Origin of the sequence: Mesorhizobium sp. M0029 (assembly GCF_040323735.1) — a bacterium.
Lineage (GTDB): Bacteria > Pseudomonadota > Alphaproteobacteria > Rhizobiales > Rhizobiaceae > Mesorhizobium.
On record NZ_JAMYVF010000012.1, the window covers coordinates 139,841 to 162,545 of the forward strand.

A 22,705-nucleotide genomic window follows, 5' to 3' on the forward strand; every position below is an offset into this window, starting at 1 on the left:
TAGCGTGGATAGAGGGCGGTGTCAGCCTTGCAACGCACGGGTGGGCGGCTAAACATCCCGGGTGTGAAGAACACTCCTGACAACGCTGGTGCCGGACACCGCCCGCACTTCACCCTCCCCCTTGTGGGGAGGGTCGGCGAGCACGCTTCGCAAAGCGAAGCGAGTGAGACGGGGTGGGGGTGCGGCGCTGACCTACCGACTTCCTCGAAAGTTAGACGCGCACCTACCCCCACCCCGCTCCGCTTCGCGGATCGACCCTCCCCACAGGGGGGAGGGTAAAGGCATGCGCCCCTCCCTCCTCGACCCTCTCTTCGTCCCCATCACTTCGCTTGCCGGCGTCGGCCCCAAGGTTGGCGCTCTGATCGAGAAGGTGGTGGCGGCCGATCTCGGCGAACGGCCGGCGCGCGCGGGCGACCTGTTGTTCGTGCTGCCGCACACCGTCATCGACCGTCGCAATCGTCCCGGCATCGCGCTTGCGCCGGCCGGCGCCATCGTCACGCTCGACGTGCGCATCGACCGCCACCAGCCGCCGCCGCGCGGCAACCGGTCGGTGCCTTACCGCGTCTATGCCCATGACGACACCGGCGAGATCGGCCTGATCTTCTTCCACGCCCATGCCGCCTATCTCGAAAAGGCGATGCCGGTGGGCGAGCATGTCGTCGTCTCCGGCCGCATGGAGTGGTTCAACGGCCGCCCGACCATGGTCCATCCCGACCATATCGCCCTGGTGAGCGAGGCGGAAACACTGCCGCTGGTCGAACCGGTCTATCCGCTGACCGCCGGCCTGTCGGGCAAGGTGCTGCGCCGCGCCATCGGCCAGGCGCTCGGCCGGCTGCCGGAATTGCCGGAATGGCAGGACGGCGCCTTCATGCGCAAGCAGACTTTCCCCGCCTTCGCCGACGCGCTCGCCCGCATCCACTATCCCGCGGACCCGATCGATGTCGCCATCGAGGGGGTGGCATGGCGCCGCCTTGCCTATGACGAGCTTCTCGCCGGCCAGGTCTCGCTGGCATTGGTGCGGGCAAAAGTGCGCCGCCTGTCGGGCCGGCCGCTCATCGGCGACGGTCGCATCGTCGAGAAACTGCGCGCAGCCCTGCCCTATTCATTGACCGGCAGCCAGGAATTCGCGCTTGCCGAAATCAATGCCGATCTGGCCGACCCCGAGCGCATGCTGCGCCTGCTGCAAGGCGATGTCGGCTCCGGCAAGACGGTGGTGGCGCTGCTGGCCATGGGGCGCGCAGTCGAGGCCGGCGGCCAGGCGGCCTTGATGGCGCCGACCGAAATCCTGGCGCGCCAGCATCTGGCGACAATCACGCCGCTGGCCGAACAGGCCGGCCTGCGCGTCGCTATCCTGACCGGCCGCGAAAAGGGCCGCGAACGCACTGAAACGCTATCAGGTCTCGCCAGCGGCGAGATCGACATCGTCGTCGGCACCCATGCGCTGTTCCAGGAAACGGTGACCTATCACGACCTCGTCTTTGCCGTGGTCGACGAGCAACACCGCTTCGGCGTCCACCAGCGGCTTGCCATCACCGCCAAGGGCGACGCCCCCGACATGCTGGTGATGACGGCGACGCCGATCCCGCGCACTCTGGTGCTGACCGCCTTCGGCGACATGGACGTCTCCAAGCTGACGGAAAAACCGATCGGCCGCCAGCCGATCCGCACCGTCACGCTGCCGCTGGAACGGCTTGACGAGCTGGTCGGTCGCATGCTGGACGCGGTTGCCGACGGTCAGAAGATCTACTGGATCTGCCCGCTGGTCGAGGAATCCGAAGAGATCAAGCTTATGTCGGCCGAGGACCGTTTTGCCTCGCTGCAGCCCTTGTTCGGCGATCGCATCGGCCTCGTGCACGGCCGCATGAAGGGCGCCGAAAAGGACGAGGCGATGCGCGCCTTCAAGGCCGGCGAAACCCGCATCCTTATCGCCACCACCGTTATTGAGGTCGGCGTCGACGTGCCGGACGCCACGATCATGGTCATCGAACACGCCGAGCGTTTTGGCCTGGCGCAACTGCACCAGCTGCGCGGCCGCGTCGGGCGCGGCGACAAGCCTTCTTCCTGCGTGCTGCTCTACAAGGACCCGCTCGGCGAGACGGCAAAGCGCCGGCTGTCGGTGATGCGCGAGACCGAGGACGGGTTCCTGATCGCCGAAGAGGATCTGAAGCTGCGCGGCGAAGGCGAATTGCTCGGCACCCGCCAGTCCGGCACGCCGGGCTTCCAGGTGGCGCGCATCGAGGTGCACGCCGACTTGCTCGAAGCAGCCCGCGACGATGCAAGGCTGATCCTGTCGCGCGACCCGGAACTACAGTCTGAGCGCGGCGAGGCGCTGCGCCTGCTGCTCTATTTGTTCGGCCGCGACGAGGCCGTACGGCTCTTGCGCGCCGGCTGAGCGCCCTCGGCGATCAGCCCGCCAAGCGGCGGGTTGGCGAGATCTCCGTCGATCGGCTGGCCGTTCATCGTCACCATTTTCGGCTTAACTTCGGGCGCCACCAGCCCGGCCGAGACGATCAGCCTGGCGCCGTCCTCGATCGTCATGTCGAGCAGCACGATGTCGGATTTCGGCACGTACATCAGGAAACCGGTGGTAGGGTTCGGCGTGCACGGCATGAACACGGCGATCATCGGGTCGCCTGCATGGTCGAGCTTCTGGTTGATCTCGGTTTCCTTCTCGCTGGCGACGAAGACCAGCGACCAGACGCCTTTTCGCGGATATTCGACCAGCCCGACCTGGCGGAACATATCGCCCTTGTTCGACAGCACCGTCTGGAAAATCTGCTTCAGCGAACCGTAGATGCCGCGCACCAGCGGCATACGGCCAAGCAGCCGTTCGCCGAAATTGACGATGGCGCGACCGACGATGTTGGCGGTCATGAAGCCGATCAGCGTGATCAGCACGAGCGCCACGATCAGGCCGAAGCCGGGCACCGGAAACGGCAAATAGGTGTCGGGGCTGTAGCGCGCCGGAATGTACGGCTTCACCCAGGAATCGACCCAGCCGACGAACGACCAGGCGATATAGGCGGTGATCGCCAGCGGCGCGCAGACGATAAAGCCTGTGAGGAAATAGTTCCTCAGCCGGGTCATGCCTGAAGTTCTGGGAGCATCGGACATGGTTCACCGGGGACGCGGGTTGCAGCGCCACACTAGTGAAGCGGACGGCGCTTTGGAACTGCGAAGTTTTTTAGACCCCCGATGAGCGCCGACTACTCCACCGTCACCGATTTCGCCAGGTTGCGCGGCTGGTCGACGTCCGTCCCCATGAACACGGCGGCGTAGTAGGCCAGCATCTGGATCGGCAGCGCATAGATGATCGGCGAGATGATTTCCGGCACGTCGGGCAGGATGATCGTCTCCATCGTCTTGACGCTGACCTGCGCCGCGCCCTTGGCGTCGGTGATCAGGATGATCTTGCCGCCGCGCGCCGCCACTTCCTGCATGTTCGACACGGTTTTTTCGAAGATGCGATCATGCGGCGCGATGACGATGACCGGCATGTTCTCGTCGATCAGCGCGATCGGCCCGTGCTTCAGTTCGCCCGCGGCATAACCCTCGGCATGGATGTAGGAGATTTCCTTGAGTTTCAGCGCGCCTTCCATGGCCAGCGGGAAATTGGTGTCGCGTCCGAGATAGAGCACGTCCTTGTAGCGCGAGATTTCGCGCGCGATGCGCTCGATCTGCTCTTCGAGCTTCAGTACCTGGTTGGCGTAGCGAGGGGCCTCCGAAAGAGCGCGCACCAGCGTCTTTTCCTCATCCTTCGAGATCGTGCCGCGCGCCACACCCGCACGCACCGCCAGCGAGGCCAGCACCGAAAGCTGGCAGGTGAAAGCCTTGGTCGAGGCGACGCCGATCTCCGGCCCGGCCAACGTCGGCAGCACGACGTCGGATTCGCGCGCCATGGTCGATTCGCGCACATTGACGATGGCGCCGATCTTCATGCCCGCCTTGCGGCAATAGCGCAGCGACGCCAGCGTGTCGGCGGTTTCGCCCGACTGCGAGATGAAGAAGGCCGCGTCATCAGCCGATAGCGGCATTTCGCGGTAGCGGAACTCCGAGGCGACATCGATGTCGACCGGCAGCCGCGCATAGCGCTCGAACCAGTATTTGCTGATCAACCCCGCGAGATAGGCGGTGCCGCAGGCCGAGATCGCCAGCCGGCCGATCTTGGCAAAGTCGAACGGCAGTTCCAGCGGCTTCGACACGCCAGAGACGAAATCGACATAGTGCGCCAGCGTATGCGAGATCACCTCGGGCTGTTCATGGATTTCCTTTTCCATGAAATGGCGGCGGTTGCCCTTATCGACCATGAAACTGGTCGATAGTGATTGCTGGCGCTTGCGGGCAACCTCTTTGCCGTCGATGTCGAAGATGGTGACGCCATCGCGGCGCACCACCGCCCAGTCGCCGTCTTCAAGGTAGGTGATGGAATTGGTGAAGGGCGCCAGCGCGATGGCGTCGGAGCCCAGAAACATCTCGCCATCGCCATGGCCGACGGCCAGCGGAGGGCCATTGCGGGCGCCGACGATGAGGTCCTCGTCGCCGGTGAACATGATGGCCAGAGCAAAGGCGCCTTCCAGTCGCTTCAGCGCCTGATGCGCCGCCTCGATCGGCTTCAACCCTTTGGCGAGTTCGCGCGCCACCAGGTGCGCCACGACCTCGGTGTCGGTCTGTGACGAGAAGGAATAGCCGTCGCGGATCAGTTCGTCGCGCAGTTCGGCGAAATTCTCGATGATGCCGTTGTGTACGATGGCGACGCCGTCGGAAAAATGCGGATGGGCGTTGGTCTCGTTGGGCACGCCATGCGTGGCCCAGCGCGTGTGGCCGATGCCGATCGTGCCATTGAGCGGCTCGTCCTTCAGCCGGCGTTCGAGGTTGATCAGCTTGCCTTCGGCGCGGCGGCGGCCAAGCCGGCCATGCTCGACCGTGGCGACACCGGCCGAGTCATAGCCGCGATATTCCAGCCGCTTCAGCGCATCGACGATGAGCGGCGCGACCTGGCTCTGGCCGACAATTCCGACGATACCGCACATATGCCTGCCCCCAATTCCCGCTGGAAAACCAGTCCCGATGGAAAACCAGCGCTATCTAGGGATTGCCGGCCCGCCGCGAAAGTCACTTTGCGTTTCGTCTGCTGTAACGGAACGCTTCTCAACCCGATGCACTATGACACACCGCTCTTGCAATCCGGTTACCGCAATTCCTCGGTTGTTCAATTGCTTCGGCGGTTAATGGTCGGTGCCGGCCTTTTTCTTCGCCGCTGCGGCAGACGCGAAGCGCTCGCGCAATTCCTTGCCCTTGCCGGGAATGGTCTTCTGGCGGGCGCGGCCGAAGGCCAGCGCATCGTCCGGCACGCTTTCGGTTATGACGCTACCCGAGGCGATGTAGCCGCCCTTGCCGATCGTAACCGGCGCCACCAGCGACGAGTTCGAACCGATGAAGGCGCCCTCGCCGATGTCGGTGAAAAACTTCGAGTAGCCGTCATAGTTGCAGGTAATGGTGCCGGCGCCGATATTGGCCCCCGCGCCCACACGGGCATCGCCGATATAAGTCAGATGATTGACCTTGGCGCCTTCCTCGATGACCGCCTGCTTGACCTCGCAGAAATTGCCGACCTTCGCCTTGTTGCGAAGATCGGCACCCGGCCGCAGCCGCGCGAACGGCCCGACAACGCAGTTGGAGGCAATGGTGGCGCCTTCGATGTGGCTGAAAGCGTGGATCTTGGCGCCGGTTGCAATTTTCACGCCCGGTCCGAACCAGACATTGGGCTCGACGATCGTATCGGCGCCGATTTCGGTGTCATGCGAGAAATACACGGTTTCCGGCGCGATCAGCGTTACGCCCGACCGCATGGCCTCGTAGCGCCGGCGCACCTGCCAGATGCCTTCGGCCTGCGCCAGTTCGGCTCGGTTGTTGATGCCGAGCGCACTCTCGAAGCTGGTTTCGGTGGCAACGACATCGAGCCCTTTCGCACTGGCGATCTCGACGATGTCGGTGAGATAGAACTCGCCCTTGGCGTTCTTGTTGCCAACCTGGTCGAGCAGGTCGAGCGCATGCTTGCCCGCCACCGCCATCATGCCGGCATTACAGAAGCCGATCTTCTTTTCCTCGGCGGAGCAGTCCTTCTCCTCGCGGATGGCGGTGAGCTTGCCGCCCTTTTCGATCAGCCGGCCATAGCCGGTCTGGCTGGGCGGGCGGAAGCCGATCACCACAACAGCCGCGCCATCGGCAAGCTTTTGCCGCGCGGTCACCAGGGCTTCAGGGTCGATCAGCGGCGTGTCGCCGAACATCACGAGAATATCGTCATAACCCTTTGATATCGCATCGCGCGCAGCCAGCACGGCATGCGCAGTGCCGAGCCGCTTCTCCTGCACGAAGGTCTCGGCCTTGGGCGCGAATTTCGCCGCCGCCTTGCGCATATCATCGGCGCCATGGCCGATCACCAGCGCCTGGCTGCGGGCGCCGGCGGCCTCGGCCGCTTTCACCACATGGGCGACCATCGGCAGTCCGGCGATCTGGTGCAGCACCTTCGGCATCGCGCTCTTCATGCGCGTGCCTTCGCCGGCGGCGAGAATGACGGACAAGCAGGATCTCTGGCTCATGGAAGGACAACCGTATGAATGGGATCAGGAATCGCAGAGTGGTAGCATCTGGCGCCATGCTGCACCAATGGGGTTAAATTCCGGTGAGGTGATGAGGCAGTTCACTCTCGATCAGCGGATCTCTACCCCAGCCGGCCCAGCACCGGAACATTCTCCAGCAGCCAGTAGGACACCGTCTGCACGCCGCCGGTGAGGAAGAACACGCCGGCGACGACCAGCAGCGCGCCGATGGCTTTTTCGACGCGGCCGAGATGGACGCGGAACCTGCCGAGGAAGCGCATGAAGGCGCCGGAGAACAGGGCAGCGATCAGGAACGGAATGCCGAGGCCAAGCGAATAGGCGGCGAGCAGCAGCGCCCCCTCGCCCACCGTCTCGCGGCCGCCGGCCAAGGTCAGGATCGGCCCCAGCACCGGGCCGATGCACGGCGTCCAGCCAAAGGCGAAGGCCAGCCCCATGACATAGGCGGCGACCATGCTGGCAGGCTTGCCCTGCGACTGAAAGCGCGCCTCGCGCGACAGAAGTGGTATGCGCAGGATGCCGAGGAAATTCAGCCCCATCAGGATGATCAGCACCCCGGCCGCCATCGCCAGCGGCTCCTGCCAGACGCGCAGCCAGTGGCCGATGGTCGAGGCGCCGGCGCCAAGCGCCACGAACACCGTGGAGAAACCGAGTACGAAGGCGAGCGAGGAATAGATGAGCGCGCCGCGGGCGCCGGCCTTGGCCGTGACGCCGGCATCGTCACCGCGAAAATCGTCGACCGACACGCCGGCCATGTAGCAGAGATAGGGAGGCACCAGCGGCAGCACGCAAGGCGACAGGAACGAGATCGCCCCCGCTCCGACCGCGCTGACATAGCCGATGTCCAATGGCATTCCAGAACTCCAGATTCCTTGGCGCCGGTATAGCGGTGGAAAACCGTGTTCGCCAATCACCATCGTGTGGCATTTGGCTACACATACGGTCCGGCCGGACGAATTGTTACCGACCAATCCCAAGTTGACCAAGTCGGGGAAGAAATGCCCCTCGCCGAGCGTTCACACAGCGAAGCCGCGATTTCTGCGCGCTTCGTCGGATCACCAGGGAGATTTCCATGAAAAGCATCACTGTCGGCCTGGCCGCCCTTCTGCTCAGCACCGCCGCATCCTTCGCCGCCGAAGCGTGGAAGGAAGCCGATGTCGGTGGCACCAAGATCTACACCGATGCCAATGGCATGACGCTCTATACCTATGACAAGGACGAGAAGGGCAAGACCAACTGCTACGACAAATGCGCCACCAACTGGCCGCCGCTGAAGGCCGAGGACGGCGCCAAGGCGGACGACGAATGGACCATCGTCGACCGCACCGACGGCACCAAGATGTGGGCCTATGACGGCAAGCCGGTCTACACCTTCATCAAGGACAAGAAGGCCGGTGACATCACCGGCGACGGCGTCGGCGAAGTCTGGCACATCGTCAAGGCCGACTGATCGTCCGAACCTCTATCCCGCACCCCATCGGCGGGACTCGGCTGGCCGCCGGCTCCAAGCGACCCGGCGACCAGTTCGGCATTTACGCGCAGCACGAACTAGTCGCGGCGCCTTTCCCGGTGGCTCGAAACACGAACCGTCCCAGACAGAAATTTTGTGATCTTCTCCATACACTCTAAGAGTGTATTGCGGCACACGCCTCCGCATTTTGGCCGCTTGCCCTTGACCGATCGCAAAAGCGCGGCCATGTGAGCGACCAATTGAATGCGTCACGCAGCGGAATTCTTCTGCCGCCCCACAGCTGATATGAGACCTCATGGACGTCGTCGTCGTCGAATCGCCGGCCAAGGCAAAGACAATCAACAAGTATCTCGGCAAGAACTTCAAGGTTCTGGCCTCGTTCGGCCATGTCCGCGATCTGCCGGCCAAGGATGGTTCGGTGCGTCCCGACGAGGATTTCGCCATGTCCTGGGCGGTCGACACCGCGTCCGGAAAGCGTCTCACCGACATCGCCAACGCGGTCAAGGATGCCGATGGCTTGATCCTCGCCACGGATCCGGATCGCGAGGGCGAAGCCATTTCCTGGCACGTGCTGGAGGTGCTCAAGCAGAAGCGCGTGTTGAAGGACAAGCCGGTCAGCCGCGTCGTCTTCAATGCCATAACCAAGTCGTCGGTGCTGGAAGCGATGGCCAATCCGCGCCAGATCGATGCACCATTGGTCGATGCCTATCTGGCTCGCCGCGCACTCGATTATCTCGTCGGCTTCACGCTGTCGCCGGTGCTGTGGCGCAAATTGCCGGGCGCCCGTTCGGCCGGCCGCGTCCAGTCGGTGGCGCTGCGCCTGGTCTGCGACCGCGAATCCGAGATCGAGCGCTTCATCCGCGAGGAATACTGGCAGATCGCTGCCCTCCTCGGCACGCCACGTAACGACAGCTTCGAGGCGCGGCTGACCGCGTTCGAGCGCAAGAAGCTGCAGAAGCTCGACATCGCCAGCAAGGCGCAGGCCGACGATATCAAGGGCATGCTCGAAGGCGCGACCTTCAAGGCTCTGTCGGTGGAAGCCAAACCGACAAGGCGCAATCCTGGCCCGCCCTTCACCACTTCGACGCTGCAGCAGGCGGCATCGTCGGGCCTCGGCTTTTCGGCGACGCGCACCATGCAGGTGGCGCAGCGCCTCTATGAAGGCATGGAGATCGGCGGCGAGACCACCGGCCTGATCACCTATATGCGAACCGACGGCGTGCAGATGGCGCCGGAGGCGATCGACGCCGCCCGCGACACCATCGCCAAGGAATTCGGCCCACGATACCTCCCGGAAAAGCCGCGCCAGTACACAGCCAAGGCTAAGAATGCCCAGGAAGCGCACGAGGCGGTCCGCCCGACCGATTTCATGCGCACGCCGGCTTCGGTCAGGCAGTATCTCGATTCCGACCAGCTGCGGCTTTACGAATTGATCTGGAAGCGCGCCATCGCCAGCCAGATGCAGTCGGCCGAGATCGAGCGTACCACGGTCGAAATCGAGGCGGTCAATGGCGCTCGCACCGCGGAGCTTCGCGCCGTCGGTTCCGTCGTTCGCTTCGACGGCTTCATCGCCGCCTACACCGACCAGAAGGACGACGACGCCGAAGACGAGGAAAACCGTCGTCTGCCCGAGATCCGTGCCGGCGAGCAGCTGGCCCGTCAGGCGATCAATGCCACCCAGCACACCACCGAGCCGCCGCCGCGCTACTCCGAGGCGTCGCTGATCAAGAAGCTGGAAGAGCTCGGCATCGGCCGTCCGTCGACCTACACCGCGATCCTGAAGACGTTGGAAGACCGCGACTACGTCACCATCGACAAGCGCCGGCTGGTGCCGCAGGCCAAGGGCCGGCTGCTGTCGGCTTTCCTCGAAAGCTTCTTCGAGCGCTATGTCGAATACGACTTTACGGCCTCACTCGAGGAAAAGCTTGACGAGATTTCCGACGGCAAGCTCGCCTGGAAGGACGTGCTGCGCGACTTCTGGAAAGACTTTTCCGGCGCCGTCGCCGACATCAAGGAACTGCGCGTCACCGACGTGCTCGATGCGCTGAACGAGGAACTGGCGCCGCTGGTGTTCCCCGCGCGGGAGGATGGCTCGAATCCCCGCATCTGCCCAAAATGCGGCTCCGGCAATCTGTCGCTGAAACTCGGCAAGTTCGGCGCCTTCGTCGGCTGCTCCAATTATCCGGAATGTTCCTTTACCCGCCAACTCGGCGATGCCGCCAACCCGAATGGCGAGAATGGCGGCGGCGAGGACGCCACCAAGGTGCTCGGCAACGATCCCTACACAGCAGAGGAAATCACGCTGCGCTCAGGCCGCTTCGGTCCTTATATCCAGCGCGGCGACGGCAAGGAAGCCAAGCGCTCCAGCCTGCCCAAGGGCTGGACGCCCGACTCGATCGACCATGAAAAGGCCTTGGCGCTGCTGTCGCTGCCGCGCGATATCGGCAAGCATCCTGAATCCGGCAAGATGATCTCCGCCGGGCTTGGCCGCTATGGTCCGTTTGTTTTGCATGATGGCACCTATGCCAATGTCGACAGCATAGAGGATGTGTTCTCGATCGGCCTCAACCGCGCTGTCACCGTGATCGCCGAGAAGCAGCTGAAGGGCAAGGGCGGCCGCAATGGCGGCACTGCTGCCGCGCTGAAGGAACTCGGCGACCATCCCGATGGCGGCGGCAAGATCGTCGTGCGCGATGGCAAATACGGGCCCTATGTCAACTACGGCAAGGTCAACGCGACACTGCCCAAGGGCAAGGATCCGCAGTCGGTGACCGTCGAGGACGCGGTGGCGCTGATTGCCGAGAAGGAAGCCAAGGGCGGCGGCGGCAAGAAGCCGTTCCGCAAGGCGGCAGCCGCCAAGGCCCCCGCAGCCAAGACAACCACTGGCAAGACAACCACTGGCAAGAAAACCACAGCCAAGAAATCGGCGACCAAGAAGCCGGCGGCGAAGAAAAAGGGATAGCAGCGTGGCGCGCAGGATCACCGGTAGAAGCCACGGCGATCCGCGCACCGCGGATACCCGCGCCAAGGTCAAGGACGACTATCGCCCGTCGCGTGACGAAATCCTGCGCTACATCGCCGAGAACCCCGACCGCGCGGGAAAACGCGACATCGCCAAGGCGTTTGCCTTGCGCGGCGACGACCGCATTTGGCTGAAGGACATCCTGCGCGACCTGCAGGACGAAGGCATCCTGACCAAGGAGCGCAAACGGCTGGCCCGTGTCGGCGCCTTGTCGCATGTCGCCGTACTCGACATTTTTGGCCGCGATGGCGACGGCATCCTGCTGGCGCATCCTGCCGAGCCCGTAGGCACCGGCGAACCGCCCGTCGTCTCGATCCGCGTCTCGCGCGGCGGCAATGGCCCGCAGCCGGGCATCGGCGACCGTGTGCTGGCCAAGACCTTCCCGACCGACGATGCGACCGGGCCTGCCTATACCGGCCGCGTGATGAAGATTTTCGAGAAGCGCACCGATGCCGTGCTGGGCGTCTTCCGGATCCTGAGGGACGGCACCTTCCGCATCGAGCCGGTCGAACGTCGCCAGCCCGAACTGATCGTCGACAAGGAATTCCAGAACGGCGCCAGGAACGGCGACCTTGTCGAGGTCGAGCCCGCGCGGGCCTCCCGGTATGGTTTGCCGCGCGCAAAAGTGCTGGCGGTGCTGGGCTCGCTGACCAGCGAAAAGGCGGTCTCGATGATCGCCATCCACGCGCACGACATTCCGCATATCTTCCCGGCCGACGTCATCGCCGAATCCGAGGCGGTAAAACCGGCGACGCTTGCTCACCGCGAGGACTGGCGCGACCTGCCGCTGGTGACCATCGACCCGGCCGACGCCAAGGACCATGACGACGCCGTCTTCGCCACGCCCGACCTCGACGAGAAGAACCCCGGCGGCGTGATCGCCACGGTGGCGATCGCCGATGTTGCAGCCTATGTCCGCTATGGCACCGCACTCGATCGCGAGGCGCTGAAACGCGGCAATTCTGTCTATTTCCCCGACCGCGTCGTGCCGATGCTGCCAGAGCGCATCTCCAACGACCTGTGCTCGCTGCGCGAAGGCCAGGACCGTCCCGCGCTTGCCGTGCGCATGATTTTTGCCGCCGATGGCCGCAAGCTGCGTCACACCTTCCACCGCGTCATGATGAAATCGGCGGCAAAGCTCGCCTATCCGCAGGCCCAGGCCGCGATAGACGGCCTTCCTGACGACAAGACCGGCCCGATCCTCGATACGGTGCTGAAGCCGCTGTGGGACGCCTACGCCATCCTCAAGCGCGGCCGCGATGGCCGCCAGCCACTCGAGCTTGATCTGCCCGAGCGCAAGATCCTGCTCAAGCCGGACGGCACCGTCGACCGCGTCGTCGTCCCGGAGCGGCTCGACGCCCACAAGCTGATCGAAGAATTCATGATCCAGGCCAATGTCGCCGCCGCCGAAACGCTGGAAGCGAAGAAGCAGGCGCTGGTCTACCGCGTCCACGATGCGCCGTCGCTGGCCAAGCAGGAATCGCTGCGCGAGTTCCTGCAGACGCTCGGCCTGTCGCTGGCGCGTGGCGCGCAGATGCGGCCCGCCCAGTTCAACGGCATTCTCGAGCGCGTGCGTGGCGCCGACAATGAGGGGCTGGTCAACGAAGTGGTGCTGCGCTCGCAGAGTCAGGCCGAATATTCGCCCAAGAACATCGGCCATTTCGGCCTCAACCTGAAGCGCTACGCGCATTTCACCTCGCCGATCCGCCGCTATGCCGATCTGATCGTGCATCGCGGGCTGATTGCCGCACTTGGGCTCGGCCCCGGCGGGCTGACGCAGGACGAAGAGACGCGGCTGGAAGACGTCGCGGTGCTGATCTCGGGCACCGAGCGCCGCGCCATGGCGGCCGAGCGCGACACCGTCGACCGGCTGATCGCCGCCTACCTCGCCGAGCGCATCGACGACCGCTTCGACGCCCGCATTTCGGGCGTCACCAAATCGGGACTATTTGTCCAATTGCCGCAGTTTGGCGCAGATGGCTTCATCCCGGTGTCAAGTCTGGATGGCGATTACTATATATATGACGAAACCGCGCGATCGCTGTTCGGAGAACGCACCGGCAAGGGCTATCAGCTTGCCGACCGCGTCGAGGTTCGCCTGATCGAGGTGGCGCCTATGGCCGGCGCGATGCGTTTCGAGATGCTGACCGACCCGAAGCCCCTGCCCGGCTCCAAACGGTCGTTTCACAAGGCAAAAGGCCGCGCCCGCGCGTCGCAATCGCGCCCGGGGTCGCGCGGCAGGAGACGATAATGGCAAGCGAAATGGGAATCCAGAAGCAGGTTTTCGGCGGCGAACATCATTCGGGCCGAGTCGCCCGCCCGCTGTGGACGGCGATGAAGCGCGGCGCCCTTGGCCGCTGCCCGCATTGCGGCGAAGGCAGGTTGTTCGCCGGCTTCACCAAAAGTGTCGACAAATGCGCCGTGTGCGGTGAGGAGTTCCACCACCACCGCGCCGACGACCTGCCCGCTTATCTCGTCATCGTCATTGTCGGCCACATCGTTCTCGGCGCCTTCATGGGCGTTGAGGCGACCTCGACGCTCTCCATGTGGCAGCACATCGCCATTTGGGTGCCGCTGACCATCGTGTTGTCGGTCGCTCTGCTGCAACCGGTCAAGGGCGCCGTCATCGGACTGCAATGGGCGCTCTATATGCACGGCTTCGGCGGCGAAAAAGACGGCACCGAGCCGCATCCCGGAACCTAGTTTGCGTCAGGGCAATGTCGCCTGGCGCAACATGCCGACCGTGAAAGGCCACTTTCGTTTGCCAGAAGTTTCCGCTAGGTCCTGCGCATGGAAGGTATGACCAAGGCGGAAGTCAGCAGGATGGACCGTGGCGCAGCCGCCCACAGCGGCCTGCCCATACGCCCGCGCGATGCCGCCACCCTGATCCTGCTCGACCGCGAGGGCGACGAGATTCTGGTGCTGATGGGCCGGCGCCATGCAGGCCACGCCTTCATGCCCGGCAAGTTCGTCTTTCCCGGCGGCCGCACCGATTCGGCCGACAGCCGCATTGCCGTTGCCACCCCATTGCTCCCGGAGGAAGAAGCCAGGCTGACTGCCGGCGTCGGCCGCATCAGCCCGTCGCGGGCCCGTGCCATCGCGCTCTCGGCCATCCGCGAGACTTATGAGGAAGCCGGCCTGCTCATCGGCAGCAAAGGCTCGTTCGCAACCGACAAACGCGACTGGCAGGGCTTTGTCGAGCACGGCGTCCAGCCTTCGCTGGCGCCGCTGCGCTTCATCGCCCGCGCCATCACCCCGCCCAATCGCGTGCGTCGTTTCGACACCCGCTTCTTCAGCGCCTGGCGCAGCGATGTCGCCGTGGAACTGCCGGGTGGCGGCCCGACCAATGAGCTGGAAGAACTGGTCTGGCTGCCGCTTGCCAAGGCCAGAGAGGCCGATATCCCCGACATCACCCGAACGATCTTGCAGGAGCTGGAGACGCGGCTTGCCGACGATCCGCGCCTGCGACCCGGTGGGTCCGTGCCGTTCTACCGGCTTTTCCGCAATCGCTTCGTTCGCGAAATTCTTTAGAGCAATTCCAGGAAAAGTGTGACGCGGTTTTCCGTCCGGAATTACGCAATATCAAACAAACAGAGTATTCAGGCATCACATGACGGTCGATACCCAGCAAGAGGGCGACGAGCGCGTACATTGGCTACCTATGATCGCCGCGATCTCGTCGATCAGCGTCGTGGGCATCGCCATAGGCCTCGGCATGCCGCTGCTCAGCGTTATTCTCGAGAGCCGCGGCCACTCGGCATCGATGATCGGCCTCAACACCGCGGTCGCCGGCCTCGCCTCGATCGCCGGCGCCCCGCTGGCCACGCCGCTGGCGATGCGCTTCGGCGTCGCCTGGACGATGATCGCCATGATCGCCGCCGGCGCGCTCGCCTTTGTCGGCTTCCACTTCGCGCCGGACTTCTGGATGTGGTTCCCACTACGCGTCGTGCTGCACATCGCGCTGACGGTGCTGTTCATCCTGTCGGAATTCTGGATCAGCACCTCGGCGCCGCCGCGCCGGCGCGGCCTGGTGCTCGGCATCTACGCCACAGTGCTGTCGCTCGGCTTCGCCGCCGGGCCATGGATCTTCGCCCATATCGGCAGCACCGGCTTCTTGCCGTTTGGCGTCATCATCGTCCTGGTCGCGCTGGCCGCAATCCCGGTGCTGGCCGCACGGAATGAAAGTCCCACAATCGTGGTTGACGGCGAAACCAGCAACTTCCTGCGCTACATCTGGCTGGTGCCGACAGCGACCGCCGCCGTGCTGGTGTTCGGCGCCGTCGAGACCGGCGGCTTTGCGCTGTTCCCCGTCTATGGCAACCGCATCGGCTATTCCGAGGCGGATGCAGCCCTCCTGCTCACCATGATCGGCCTCGGCAACGTGCTGTTGCAGATCCCTATCGGCATGATCAGCGACCGCGTCTCAGACCGCCGCTATCTGCTTTTGGCCTGTGCCACGGTCGGACTTGCCGGCACCATCTTCATGCCGTTCTTCGCCGGCAATTGGCACCTGATGGCGGCGCTTCTGTTCGTCTGGGGCGGCGTGGTGGCCGCCATGTACACGATCGGCCTTGCCCATCTGGGCTCGCAGCTCTCCGGCCATGAACTGGCCTCGGCCAATGCCGCCTTCGTGCTCTGCTACGGCGTCGGCATGGTGCTTGGCCCGCAGGCGATCGGCATCGGCATGGATGCCTTCGGGCCCTCCGGCTTCGGCTGGTCGCTCGGCCTGTTCTTTGCCGCCTATATCGCCTTGGTCAGCGCCAGGCTGGTCCGCAAGATCTGGTAGCCTGTCCGTCGCCAGCCTGCGGAATCCTGACGGGATGTCGCCGCTGCTGACAGAACCGTGTCAGGAGACCTCAGCTAAAAGGGTGTCCCAAAAAACCCGAGTTTGAGGATACGGCGATGATCGACAGCGGCTTTGAAACCACATCTCTGCGCATGACGCTTCTGCTGCTTGTCAGCTTCCAGGCCCCGGCAGCCGATGTCGACCGCATCATGGACGCCGTGGTCGCGATCGCGCCGCTGGCAATGGGCAAATACGACCGCAACGCCTATCAAACGGCGCACGGCATCGAACGCTACCGACCGCTGGAAGGTGCAGCCGCCGGCGTCGAAACCGAACTGCGCCGCCGCCCCGGCACCGTCGAGGTCTCGTTCGAGTTGCCCGACGACCAGGTGCTCGCCGCCTGCGTCGTCGAGGCGATTTTCCAGGCGCATTCCTACCAGGAGCCGGTGATCCGCATCCAGCCGATCCTCGCCAGCCGCTCCAAGGGCCTGGACGACCGCGCCAATCCGAATCGCTGGTGGAACACCACCGGGGACTGGAAGAAAGCGCTTCCAGTTAAGGAAGAAGCCTAGAAATCCGGCCCCGCTGAGGGGAAGCACCGGCCTTACCTTCTCCGTTGTGAGGTGAGAAGCGGTCCGTAGCGGACGAAAAGCCAATTGCGTGGTTTTTCGAGATTCGAATGCCCTGAGCCTGCGAAGAGTTGGGCGCGGGTGACCAATCCACCCTGCCGAACCAGCGCCGCTTCGCAGCGTCGCGGCATTCGCCGGCCTATAGCCATGCTGTCCGTCTCATCCTCAGCCTCCATCGGGCCGATGATAAAACCGGACAACTCATGTGCTACCTAATCCGGACAACTCATGTGCTTACGACACGGCGGCCGCGCCGGGCTTGACTTTCCGGGCACGTTCTTTATGTGTCGCGCCAAGTTTCCCGCGTCCGGGTGTTTTCCCCCGCTCCAGCGGCCAAAACCCCACGAACATAACGGACTGATACAATGGCCAAAGCCGCAAACATCAAGATCAAGCTTCTGTCGACCGCCGACACCGGTTTCTTCTACGTGACCAGCAAGAACAGCCGTACCAAGACCGACAAGCTGTCGTTCCGCAAATACGACCCGGTCGCCAAGAAGCATGTCGAGTTCAAGGAAACCAAGATCAAGTAATCTGGTTTTCATACGCTCTGTCAAAAGCGCCGCCCCTTCGGGCGGCGTTTTTGATTCAAGGCCCCGAAAAGCCAGAACCCTCCGCTGTTTGGCGCGAAGTGCTCATCTCATTTTTTGGCAAAAAAGGGGGCCGGTCGGCGTATGGCAGCGGTACGAGGAGGCCACTATGTGCCAGCGCCGGCCGGCCGACCCCACGGACCCAGGAGATGCGGCGGACCTGAGCATCATGGGGTATTCGGCGAAGCGATGCGGCTGTCTACCCTCGTGCCCGCATCGCCCTTGTTCTTGCACCGCACATTTGCGCAACAATGTTTGAAAATCAATAGTTTCTTAACCAAGCCTGCCGAATCGCTTGGATTAAGGTAAATTCCTAACCCTGTCCGATTGCCTGGATAATCGGTGGTCTAGCCTACGCTGCCTTGGCGACGACCCGGTTGCGGCCGCCACTTTTGGCTTCGTAGAGCGCCACGTCGGCACGTTTCATCAACGCCGCGACCGTGTCCGCGCCCTTCAGAACCGATGACACGCCGACGCTGACCGTGACTTCGATCGCCTTGCCGTCAGGACCGATGGCAAACGGCAGCTGGGCGATTTCGGCGCGAATGCGCTCGGCAACCTTCTCCGCCACCGTGCCGTCCGTGTCCGGCATCACAACGACGAATTCCTCGCCGCCGAAGCGGCAGGCAAGGTCGATGCCCCTGACGTTCTTGCGCAGCCGCCTTGCGAACTCGCGCAGCACATCGTCGCCGCCATCATGGCCATGCGAGTCATTGACGGTCTTGAAGCGGTCGAGATCGGTGATCATCACCGACAGAGGCCGCCGCCGCGCCACGGCGCGGTCGAACAGCGTCTGCAAATGGCTGTCGAGGTAGCGGCGGTTGTGCAGCCCGGTCAACGCGTCGGTCACCGCCATCTCGATGGTCTGGGTGACACTGGCGCGCAGCTGGTCGTTGTAGCGCTTGCGGCGCACCTGCGTGCGCAGCCGCGCCGTCAGCTCCTGCTGGTCGATCGGCCGCATCAGATAGTCGTTGATGCCGAGCTCGAGGCCTCTGATGATGCGGCCCTCCTCGCCTTCGTCGGCAATCAGGATGATCGGCAGGAAGCGGGTGCGGTCGAGCGAACGCAATTGCGAACACAACCGCAGCGGATCGAAATCGGTAAAACCGGTCGAGATCAGCACGCACTCATAGGGCGCCTCGGCGGCCTGGAAGAAGCCGGCATGCGGATCGGTGGCAATGTCGAGCTCGGCGCTGCCGCGCAGCATGTTCTGGATGCGCTCAACCGACGATTTGCGCTCGTCGATCAACAGCACCTTCGGCGTGGCGTCCTCCGACGCGAAGCTGCGGCTCAACAGCGCCTCGACGCCGATGTTGCGGGTGGTCGATGCGCGCAGCCGCAGCTCGTCGGTCAGCGACTTCAGCCTGACCAGGCTCTTCACCCGCGTCATCAGTTGCAGATCGTTGACCGGCTTGGTGAGAAAGTCGTCGGCGCCTGCCTCGAGGCCGCGCACCCGGTCGGCAACATGGCCCAGCGCGGTCACCATGACCACCGGTATATGCGCGGTCGCCGGATCGCTTTTCAGCCGCTTGCAGACCTCGAACCCGTCCATGCCGGGCATCATCACGTCGAGCAGCACGACATCGACCTTGCCGTTTTCGCAGGTCTCGATCGCGTCCGGCCCGTTGGAGGCCGTCAACACCTCGAAATATTCGGCCAGCAGCCGAACCTCGAGAAGTTTGACATTGGCAGGAATGTCGTCGACGACGAGGATCCGCGCGGTCATGTCACAAGGCTCCGGCTGAAGGCATCAGGCATCACCGAGATAGGATTTGATGGTCTCGATGAAACGCGGCACCGAGATCGGCTTGGAGATGTAGGCCTCGCAACCGCCCTGGCGAATGCGTTCCTCGTCGCCCTTCATGGCGAAGGCGGTGACGGCGATGACCGGAATGGAATGGAGGTCGTCGTCCTCCTTCAGCCATTTCGTCACTTCCAGCCCCGACACTTCGGGCAGCTGGATGTCCATCAGGATCAGGTCGGGCCTGTGCTGGCGCGCCAGATCGAGCGCCTCGAGCCCGTTGCGCGTGCGCACCGTTTCATAACCGCTGGCTTCGATGAGGTCGCGAAAGAGCTTCATATTGAGCTCGTTGTCCTCGACGATCATGACCTTCTTAGGCATCGATTTCCCGTCCCGGCCAGGCTTCTGCCCGAAGCCCTGCCGCTATGCGCCCTTGTCGAAGCACACCAAACCCTCGCTCACTCTTAAGGCAATATGATTGACGAAATGGAAACCCGAAGCGGCAAAAGCCATTCGGATTCCACCTCGAAAACCACATTGGATCGGGGCTGTGGCTTGCCGCAGGCGACGCTTGCGATTACTGCGGAAAAGAGACTCATTTCCGCAACGAGAAAGTAGTGATGGCAAACGCAGCGTCAATGCGCGAGGAAGCGGAAACCATTGCCGTGAAGGCACTGGGCTTCGTCGCCGCCGACCCCGAACTCCTGCCGCGCTTCCTGGCCCTCACCGGCATCGAGGCGTCCGCCATCCGCCGCGCCGCGGCCGAACCGGGATTCCTTGCCGGCGTGCTGCAGTTCATGCTTGCCCACGAGCCGACCTTGCTGCGCTTTGCCGAGGAAACCGACACGCCCCCGGCCGCCATCGGCAAGGCGTTGCGGGCGCTGCCTCTTGGCGGCGACGACCATGAGCATTCGATATGAGCGACGATCCCGAGACGGCACGCCAGATCGCCGAACTTGCAGCCGACGACCGGCCTCTGCTGATCCTCGATGTCGACGATGTCGTGCTCGAATTCATCCGGCCGTTTCCGCATTTCCTGAAATCGCGCGGCTTCGGCCTGACCCTGGCCTCCTTCCGTCTCACCGGCAACATTGCCGAAACGGCGAGCGGCCGGCTGATCGAACAGCCGGAGGTGACGGCACTTCTCGGAGATTTCTTCGATACGCAGGCCGACTGGCAGAGCGTTACCGACGGTGCCGAACAAGCGCTTGCCAGCCTCAGCGACCGCGTCGAGATCGTCCTTTTGACCGCCATGCCGCACCGGCATCGCGCTGCGCGCCGCGCCCATCTCGATGCGCTCGGGCTGCCCTACCCGCTGTTGACCACCGAGATGGCCAAGGGACCGGCGGTGGCGAAACTGCGCGGCAAGAACGGCCGGCCGGTGGCCTTTGTCGACGACCAGCCCGCCAATCTTATCTCGGCGCGCAATTCCGTCGCCGACGCGCATCTCTTCCACCTGATGGCCGACAATTCGCTGCGCGCCTTCATGCCGCCGGTGCCCGACGACATCATCTCCGTCGAGGACTGGCGCGATGCCGCGCCGAAGATCGCGAGCGCGCTCGGGCTTTAAGCCCAAGCGCCTCCAAGCTTGGCGATCAAGGCTGCAGCTTCGCCCCTGCTCCGCCATTGTTGCCCTCGCCAGGGATCGCATCCTGATCGGTGTTGTCTTCCACGACCGGATCCGGCCCCTTCAGCATGGCGCCGTTGACCGTCACCGACCCATCGTGCTTGGCGTTGATCACCCATTCGATACGGCCATCCGGCAGCGTCTTGGCAAATCCCTTGATGGCCAAGGCGCCGGTAAAAGCCTGTGAGGCCTGCGGGTCGGTCTTCGCCGCCTCCTGCAGGCTTGCCACGATCTTGTCGTAGCCGGTCACGTCGATCGTCACGTTGGCATCGGGCTTCTCGCCATCGGGAAACGTCATATCGCCCTCCAGCCCGATTTCGGCACCGCCGCCCTTGACCGTGCTGTGGCCGATGAGGATCTTGGGGCCGTTCGCCAGAAAATCTTTCTTCACGCCGTCGCCGAAATCCGCCGAAAGCGGCGGGTTGTTGTTGAGATCGAAGGCCTCGATAGCCTTCTTGGCCATTGTGTCGAGATCGATGTTGGCCCCACCGAAATTGAGGTCGATGTCGGTGGGCAACAGCGCGACGCTCCAGGCTGGAACAAGATTTTGCGGTATCGAGAGCCCAGACGCTTTGATCCCGTAGCTGATCGTCCCGTTGCGCGAGACACCGTCCATGCCGAAGGCGATGCCGAGTGTTGCTGCGCCGAAACTGCCGATCGGGCTGCCGACGCTGAAATCCTTGAGACTGTAAGCCCCATCAATCCGCTCCCATATCGGCAGCGCGGTCAGAAGATGCGACTTGAGCTCCGCCTGATCGGCTTTCAGTTTCGCCTCGTCCTCATTGGCCACGGCGAAAGCCAACAGGTCCAGAATAGGCTTCGTGCGCAGCCCCTTGCCTTTCGCGTCGACCGAAAATTCGGGCGACTTGACCGTCAGCGGGATTTTCTGCCCGCTGTTGGGGTTGTCGATCGTGATGACCTCTGCAAAATCGGCAAACGTCTGAACCATGCTAAAATCGACACCGCCAGTTGCGCCCTTGGTAGCGCTCATTGTGGCGGTTCCAGCACCAGAACTCATCTCCGTGCGCTGCCTGGCGTCCTGCGACGTCATATTCATGCCTTCAAGTGACGACGTGGCGCTGCTGAAAGCCGCCAACTCGGGATCGTAGACACCAACGAACTTCCCGCCCTTGATAGATATCTTCATGCTTTGCGGCCCCTGAGGGCCGTTGAACTCCATCGACCCTTCCGGCGCCAGATTGCCTGAGACATCCCACGCGCCATCGCTGCGTGGTTTGGTCAACAGCGTATAAGGGGTGAGATCGAGCTTCAGGCCATCCTGTTTTGCCAAGAGTTCCACGACGGGCTTGAAATCGAATGCGAGCTTGTAGGCGTCGCCTTCGACCGAGACCTTCAGAAATCCGATCTCGAACGGCTTCTTGCTGAAATAGCGCGCCAGATTGTCGGTAAGCTGCTTGGCGCCCTCGCTGTCGACCGTCTGCCCAAGCGCCGGCGCACTGCAGGCTAGAAGCAAAGCGAATGGCAAAACGCGCTTCATATCGATCCTCCACTTTATTGCAGTCGTCAAAACCGCTTCTACCACTGGTAGGAAAATACCATCACAGCCGCAAGACAAGACCTATGGATTGCTGCCGCCTACAGCACAAGCCGCATCAGCGGCCGGCCGGCCTTGCGTTCGAGGAGCCGCTCGAAGCCGGCCTTTTCGAACACACGCGACGAGCCGACGAACAGCCCGATCGAACGCGAATCGCGCGACACGTCGATCGGACACGCCTCGACCAGCCGCGCCTTGTTCTGGCGGGCAAAAGCGATGCCGCCCTCGACCAGGCGGTGGCTGACGCCCCGGCCGCGCGCGCTGGCGCGGATGAAGAAGCAGGAGATGGCCCAGACGGCGGGATCTACGGCGTCGGTTGGATCGACCGGCGCCGAGCCCCTGCCCCGATTGTTCCATTCGGGCACGTCGGCGCGCGGGCCGATCTGCATCCAGCCGACCGCTATGCCGTCCTCGAAAGCCAAAAGCCCCGGCGGCGGCCCAGCCTCGATGCGCGCCTTGATATGATCCTTGTTGCGCTGTTTGTCGCTGGCCCGCCGGACCGCCGGCGCCATCCGGAAATGCGTGCACCAGCACCCGTAACAGGCGCCCTGCTTGCCGAAAAGATCCTCGAAATCCGCCCACAGGTCGGGCGCCAGCGGCGCTATGGTCGTGCTCATGAGTTATCTCCCGGCTAACCGCTTGTGGCGGCTTCCGTCCTGACGTACCA

Annotated in this window: 19 protein-coding genes; 11 read left to right on the forward strand and 8 right to left on the reverse strand. The window is 63.6% G+C overall.

The window, feature by feature from the left end; all coding sequences use genetic code 11:
- The first annotated feature begins 283 nt into the window (after positions 1 to 283).
- Positions 284 to 2,392 carry an ATP-dependent DNA helicase RecG gene (gene recG, locus NKJ76_RS20505; RefSeq protein WP_023688323.1) on the forward strand — a complete coding sequence of 703 codons (2,109 nt, stop codon included), beginning with the start codon at positions 284 to 286 and terminating at the stop codon, positions 2,390 to 2,392.
- Here recG and NKJ76_RS20510 read toward each other — a convergent pair.
- The 4 genes from NKJ76_RS20510 to NKJ76_RS20525 all read right to left on the reverse strand — a co-directional run bounded on the left by NKJ76_RS20510 (position 2,344) and on the right by NKJ76_RS20525 (position 7,471).
- Entirely contained in the window at positions 2,344 to 3,114 is a 771-nt protein-coding gene (locus NKJ76_RS20510; RefSeq protein WP_031193123.1) for a DUF502 domain-containing protein, read from the reverse strand. The two genes, recG and NKJ76_RS20510, sit on opposite strands and share 49 nt — an antisense overlap.
- Positions 3,115 to 3,206: 92 nt before the next feature.
- Complete coding sequence (gene glmS / locus NKJ76_RS20515; RefSeq protein WP_023729847.1) at positions 3,207 to 5,030, reverse strand: glutamine--fructose-6-phosphate transaminase (isomerizing); 1,824 nt, start codon at positions 5,028 to 5,030, stop codon at positions 3,207 to 3,209.
- A gap of 195 nt (positions 5,031 to 5,225) precedes the next feature.
- A complete protein-coding gene (gene glmU / locus NKJ76_RS20520; RefSeq protein WP_352538236.1) occupies positions 5,226 to 6,599 on the reverse strand; it encodes a bifunctional UDP-N-acetylglucosamine diphosphorylase/glucosamine-1-phosphate N-acetyltransferase GlmU in 1,374 nt (457 codons plus the stop codon).
- A 122-nt stretch (positions 6,600 to 6,721) separates the two neighbouring features.
- Positions 6,722 to 7,471: a cytochrome c biogenesis CcdA family protein gene (locus NKJ76_RS20525; RefSeq protein ID WP_023704550.1), complete on the reverse strand. Its 750-nt coding sequence runs from the start codon at positions 7,469 to 7,471 to the stop codon at positions 6,722 to 6,724.
- A 218-nt stretch (positions 7,472 to 7,689) separates the two neighbouring features.
- On the opposite strand from NKJ76_RS20525, the gene NKJ76_RS20530 reads away from it, so the two are divergent.
- The 8 genes from NKJ76_RS20530 to rpmG all read left to right on the forward strand — a co-directional run bounded on the left by NKJ76_RS20530 (position 7,690) and on the right by rpmG (position 17,058).
- A complete protein-coding gene (locus tag NKJ76_RS20530; protein ID WP_023704549.1) occupies positions 7,690 to 8,067 on the forward strand; it encodes a COG4315 family predicted lipoprotein in 378 nt (125 codons plus the stop codon).
- Positions 8,068 to 8,383: 316 nt separating this feature from the next.
- On the forward strand, positions 8,384 to 11,050 hold the full coding sequence (gene topA / locus NKJ76_RS20535) for a type I DNA topoisomerase (RefSeq protein ID WP_023704548.1): 2,667 nt from the start codon (positions 8,384 to 8,386) through the stop codon (positions 11,048 to 11,050).
- Between the two features lie 4 nt (positions 11,051 to 11,054).
- Complete coding sequence (gene rnr, locus NKJ76_RS20540) at positions 11,055 to 13,361, forward strand: ribonuclease R (protein ID WP_352499643.1); 2,307 nt, start codon at positions 11,055 to 11,057, stop codon at positions 13,359 to 13,361.
- The gene (locus NKJ76_RS20545) at positions 13,361 to 13,813 is read left to right on the forward strand and encodes a DUF983 domain-containing protein (protein ID WP_031194788.1); all 453 of its coding nucleotides are present in this window, start codon (positions 13,361 to 13,363) and stop codon (positions 13,811 to 13,813) included. Before rnr ends, NKJ76_RS20545 begins: the two co-directional genes overlap by 1 nt.
- 87 nt (positions 13,814 to 13,900) lie before the next feature.
- Positions 13,901 to 14,641 (forward strand): NUDIX hydrolase, encoded by a 741-nt coding sequence (locus NKJ76_RS20550; protein WP_023741455.1) that lies wholly within the window; start codon positions 13,901 to 13,903, stop codon positions 14,639 to 14,641.
- A 79-nt stretch (positions 14,642 to 14,720) separates the two neighbouring features.
- Positions 14,721 to 15,896 (forward strand): MFS transporter, encoded by a 1,176-nt coding sequence (locus NKJ76_RS20555; RefSeq protein ID WP_023681570.1) that lies wholly within the window; start codon positions 14,721 to 14,723, stop codon positions 15,894 to 15,896.
- A 116-nt stretch (positions 15,897 to 16,012) separates the two neighbouring features.
- Positions 16,013 to 16,468, forward strand: a complete 456-nt coding sequence (locus tag NKJ76_RS20560) for a YqfO family protein (RefSeq protein WP_023741456.1) — start codon at positions 16,013 to 16,015, stop codon at positions 16,466 to 16,468.
- A gap of 422 nt (positions 16,469 to 16,890) precedes the next feature.
- On the forward strand, positions 16,891 to 17,058 hold the full coding sequence (rpmG, locus tag NKJ76_RS20565) for a 50S ribosomal protein L33 (RefSeq protein WP_006201775.1): 168 nt from the start codon (positions 16,891 to 16,893) through the stop codon (positions 17,056 to 17,058).
- 409 nt (positions 17,059 to 17,467) lie between these two features.
- On the opposite strand, the gene NKJ76_RS20570 is transcribed toward rpmG, so the two are convergent.
- Both NKJ76_RS20570 and NKJ76_RS20575 read right to left on the reverse strand, forming a co-directional pair.
- Entirely contained in the window at positions 17,468 to 18,841 is a 1,374-nt protein-coding gene (locus NKJ76_RS20570) for a PleD family two-component system response regulator (protein ID WP_352538237.1), read from the reverse strand.
- Positions 18,842 to 18,865: 24 nt separating this feature from the next.
- Positions 18,866 to 19,237 carry a response regulator gene (locus NKJ76_RS20575; protein WP_023667574.1) on the reverse strand — a complete coding sequence of 124 codons (372 nt, stop codon included), beginning with the start codon at positions 19,235 to 19,237 and terminating at the stop codon, positions 18,866 to 18,868.
- A gap of 239 nt (positions 19,238 to 19,476) precedes the next feature.
- Between NKJ76_RS20575 and NKJ76_RS20580 the strand changes: the two genes are divergently transcribed.
- Both NKJ76_RS20580 and NKJ76_RS20585 read left to right on the forward strand, forming a co-directional pair.
- Positions 19,477 to 19,776 (forward strand): DUF3572 domain-containing protein, encoded by a 300-nt coding sequence (locus NKJ76_RS20580; protein ID WP_023681573.1) that lies wholly within the window; start codon positions 19,477 to 19,479, stop codon positions 19,774 to 19,776.
- Positions 19,773 to 20,426, forward strand: a complete 654-nt coding sequence (locus tag NKJ76_RS20585) for a hypothetical protein (RefSeq protein WP_023741458.1) — start codon at positions 19,773 to 19,775, stop codon at positions 20,424 to 20,426. Before NKJ76_RS20580 ends, NKJ76_RS20585 begins: the two co-directional genes overlap by 4 nt.
- A 25-nt stretch (positions 20,427 to 20,451) precedes the next feature.
- Here NKJ76_RS20585 and NKJ76_RS20590 read toward each other — a convergent pair whose 3' ends face one another.
- Both NKJ76_RS20590 and NKJ76_RS20595 read right to left on the reverse strand, forming a co-directional pair.
- A complete protein-coding gene (locus tag NKJ76_RS20590) occupies positions 20,452 to 21,981 on the reverse strand; it encodes a hypothetical protein (protein ID WP_352538238.1) in 1,530 nt (509 codons plus the stop codon).
- Between the two features lie 98 nt (positions 21,982 to 22,079).
- A complete protein-coding gene (locus NKJ76_RS20595) occupies positions 22,080 to 22,655 on the reverse strand; it encodes a GNAT family N-acetyltransferase (RefSeq protein WP_352538239.1) in 576 nt (191 codons plus the stop codon).
- Between the last annotated feature and the right edge of the window lie 50 nt (positions 22,656 to 22,705).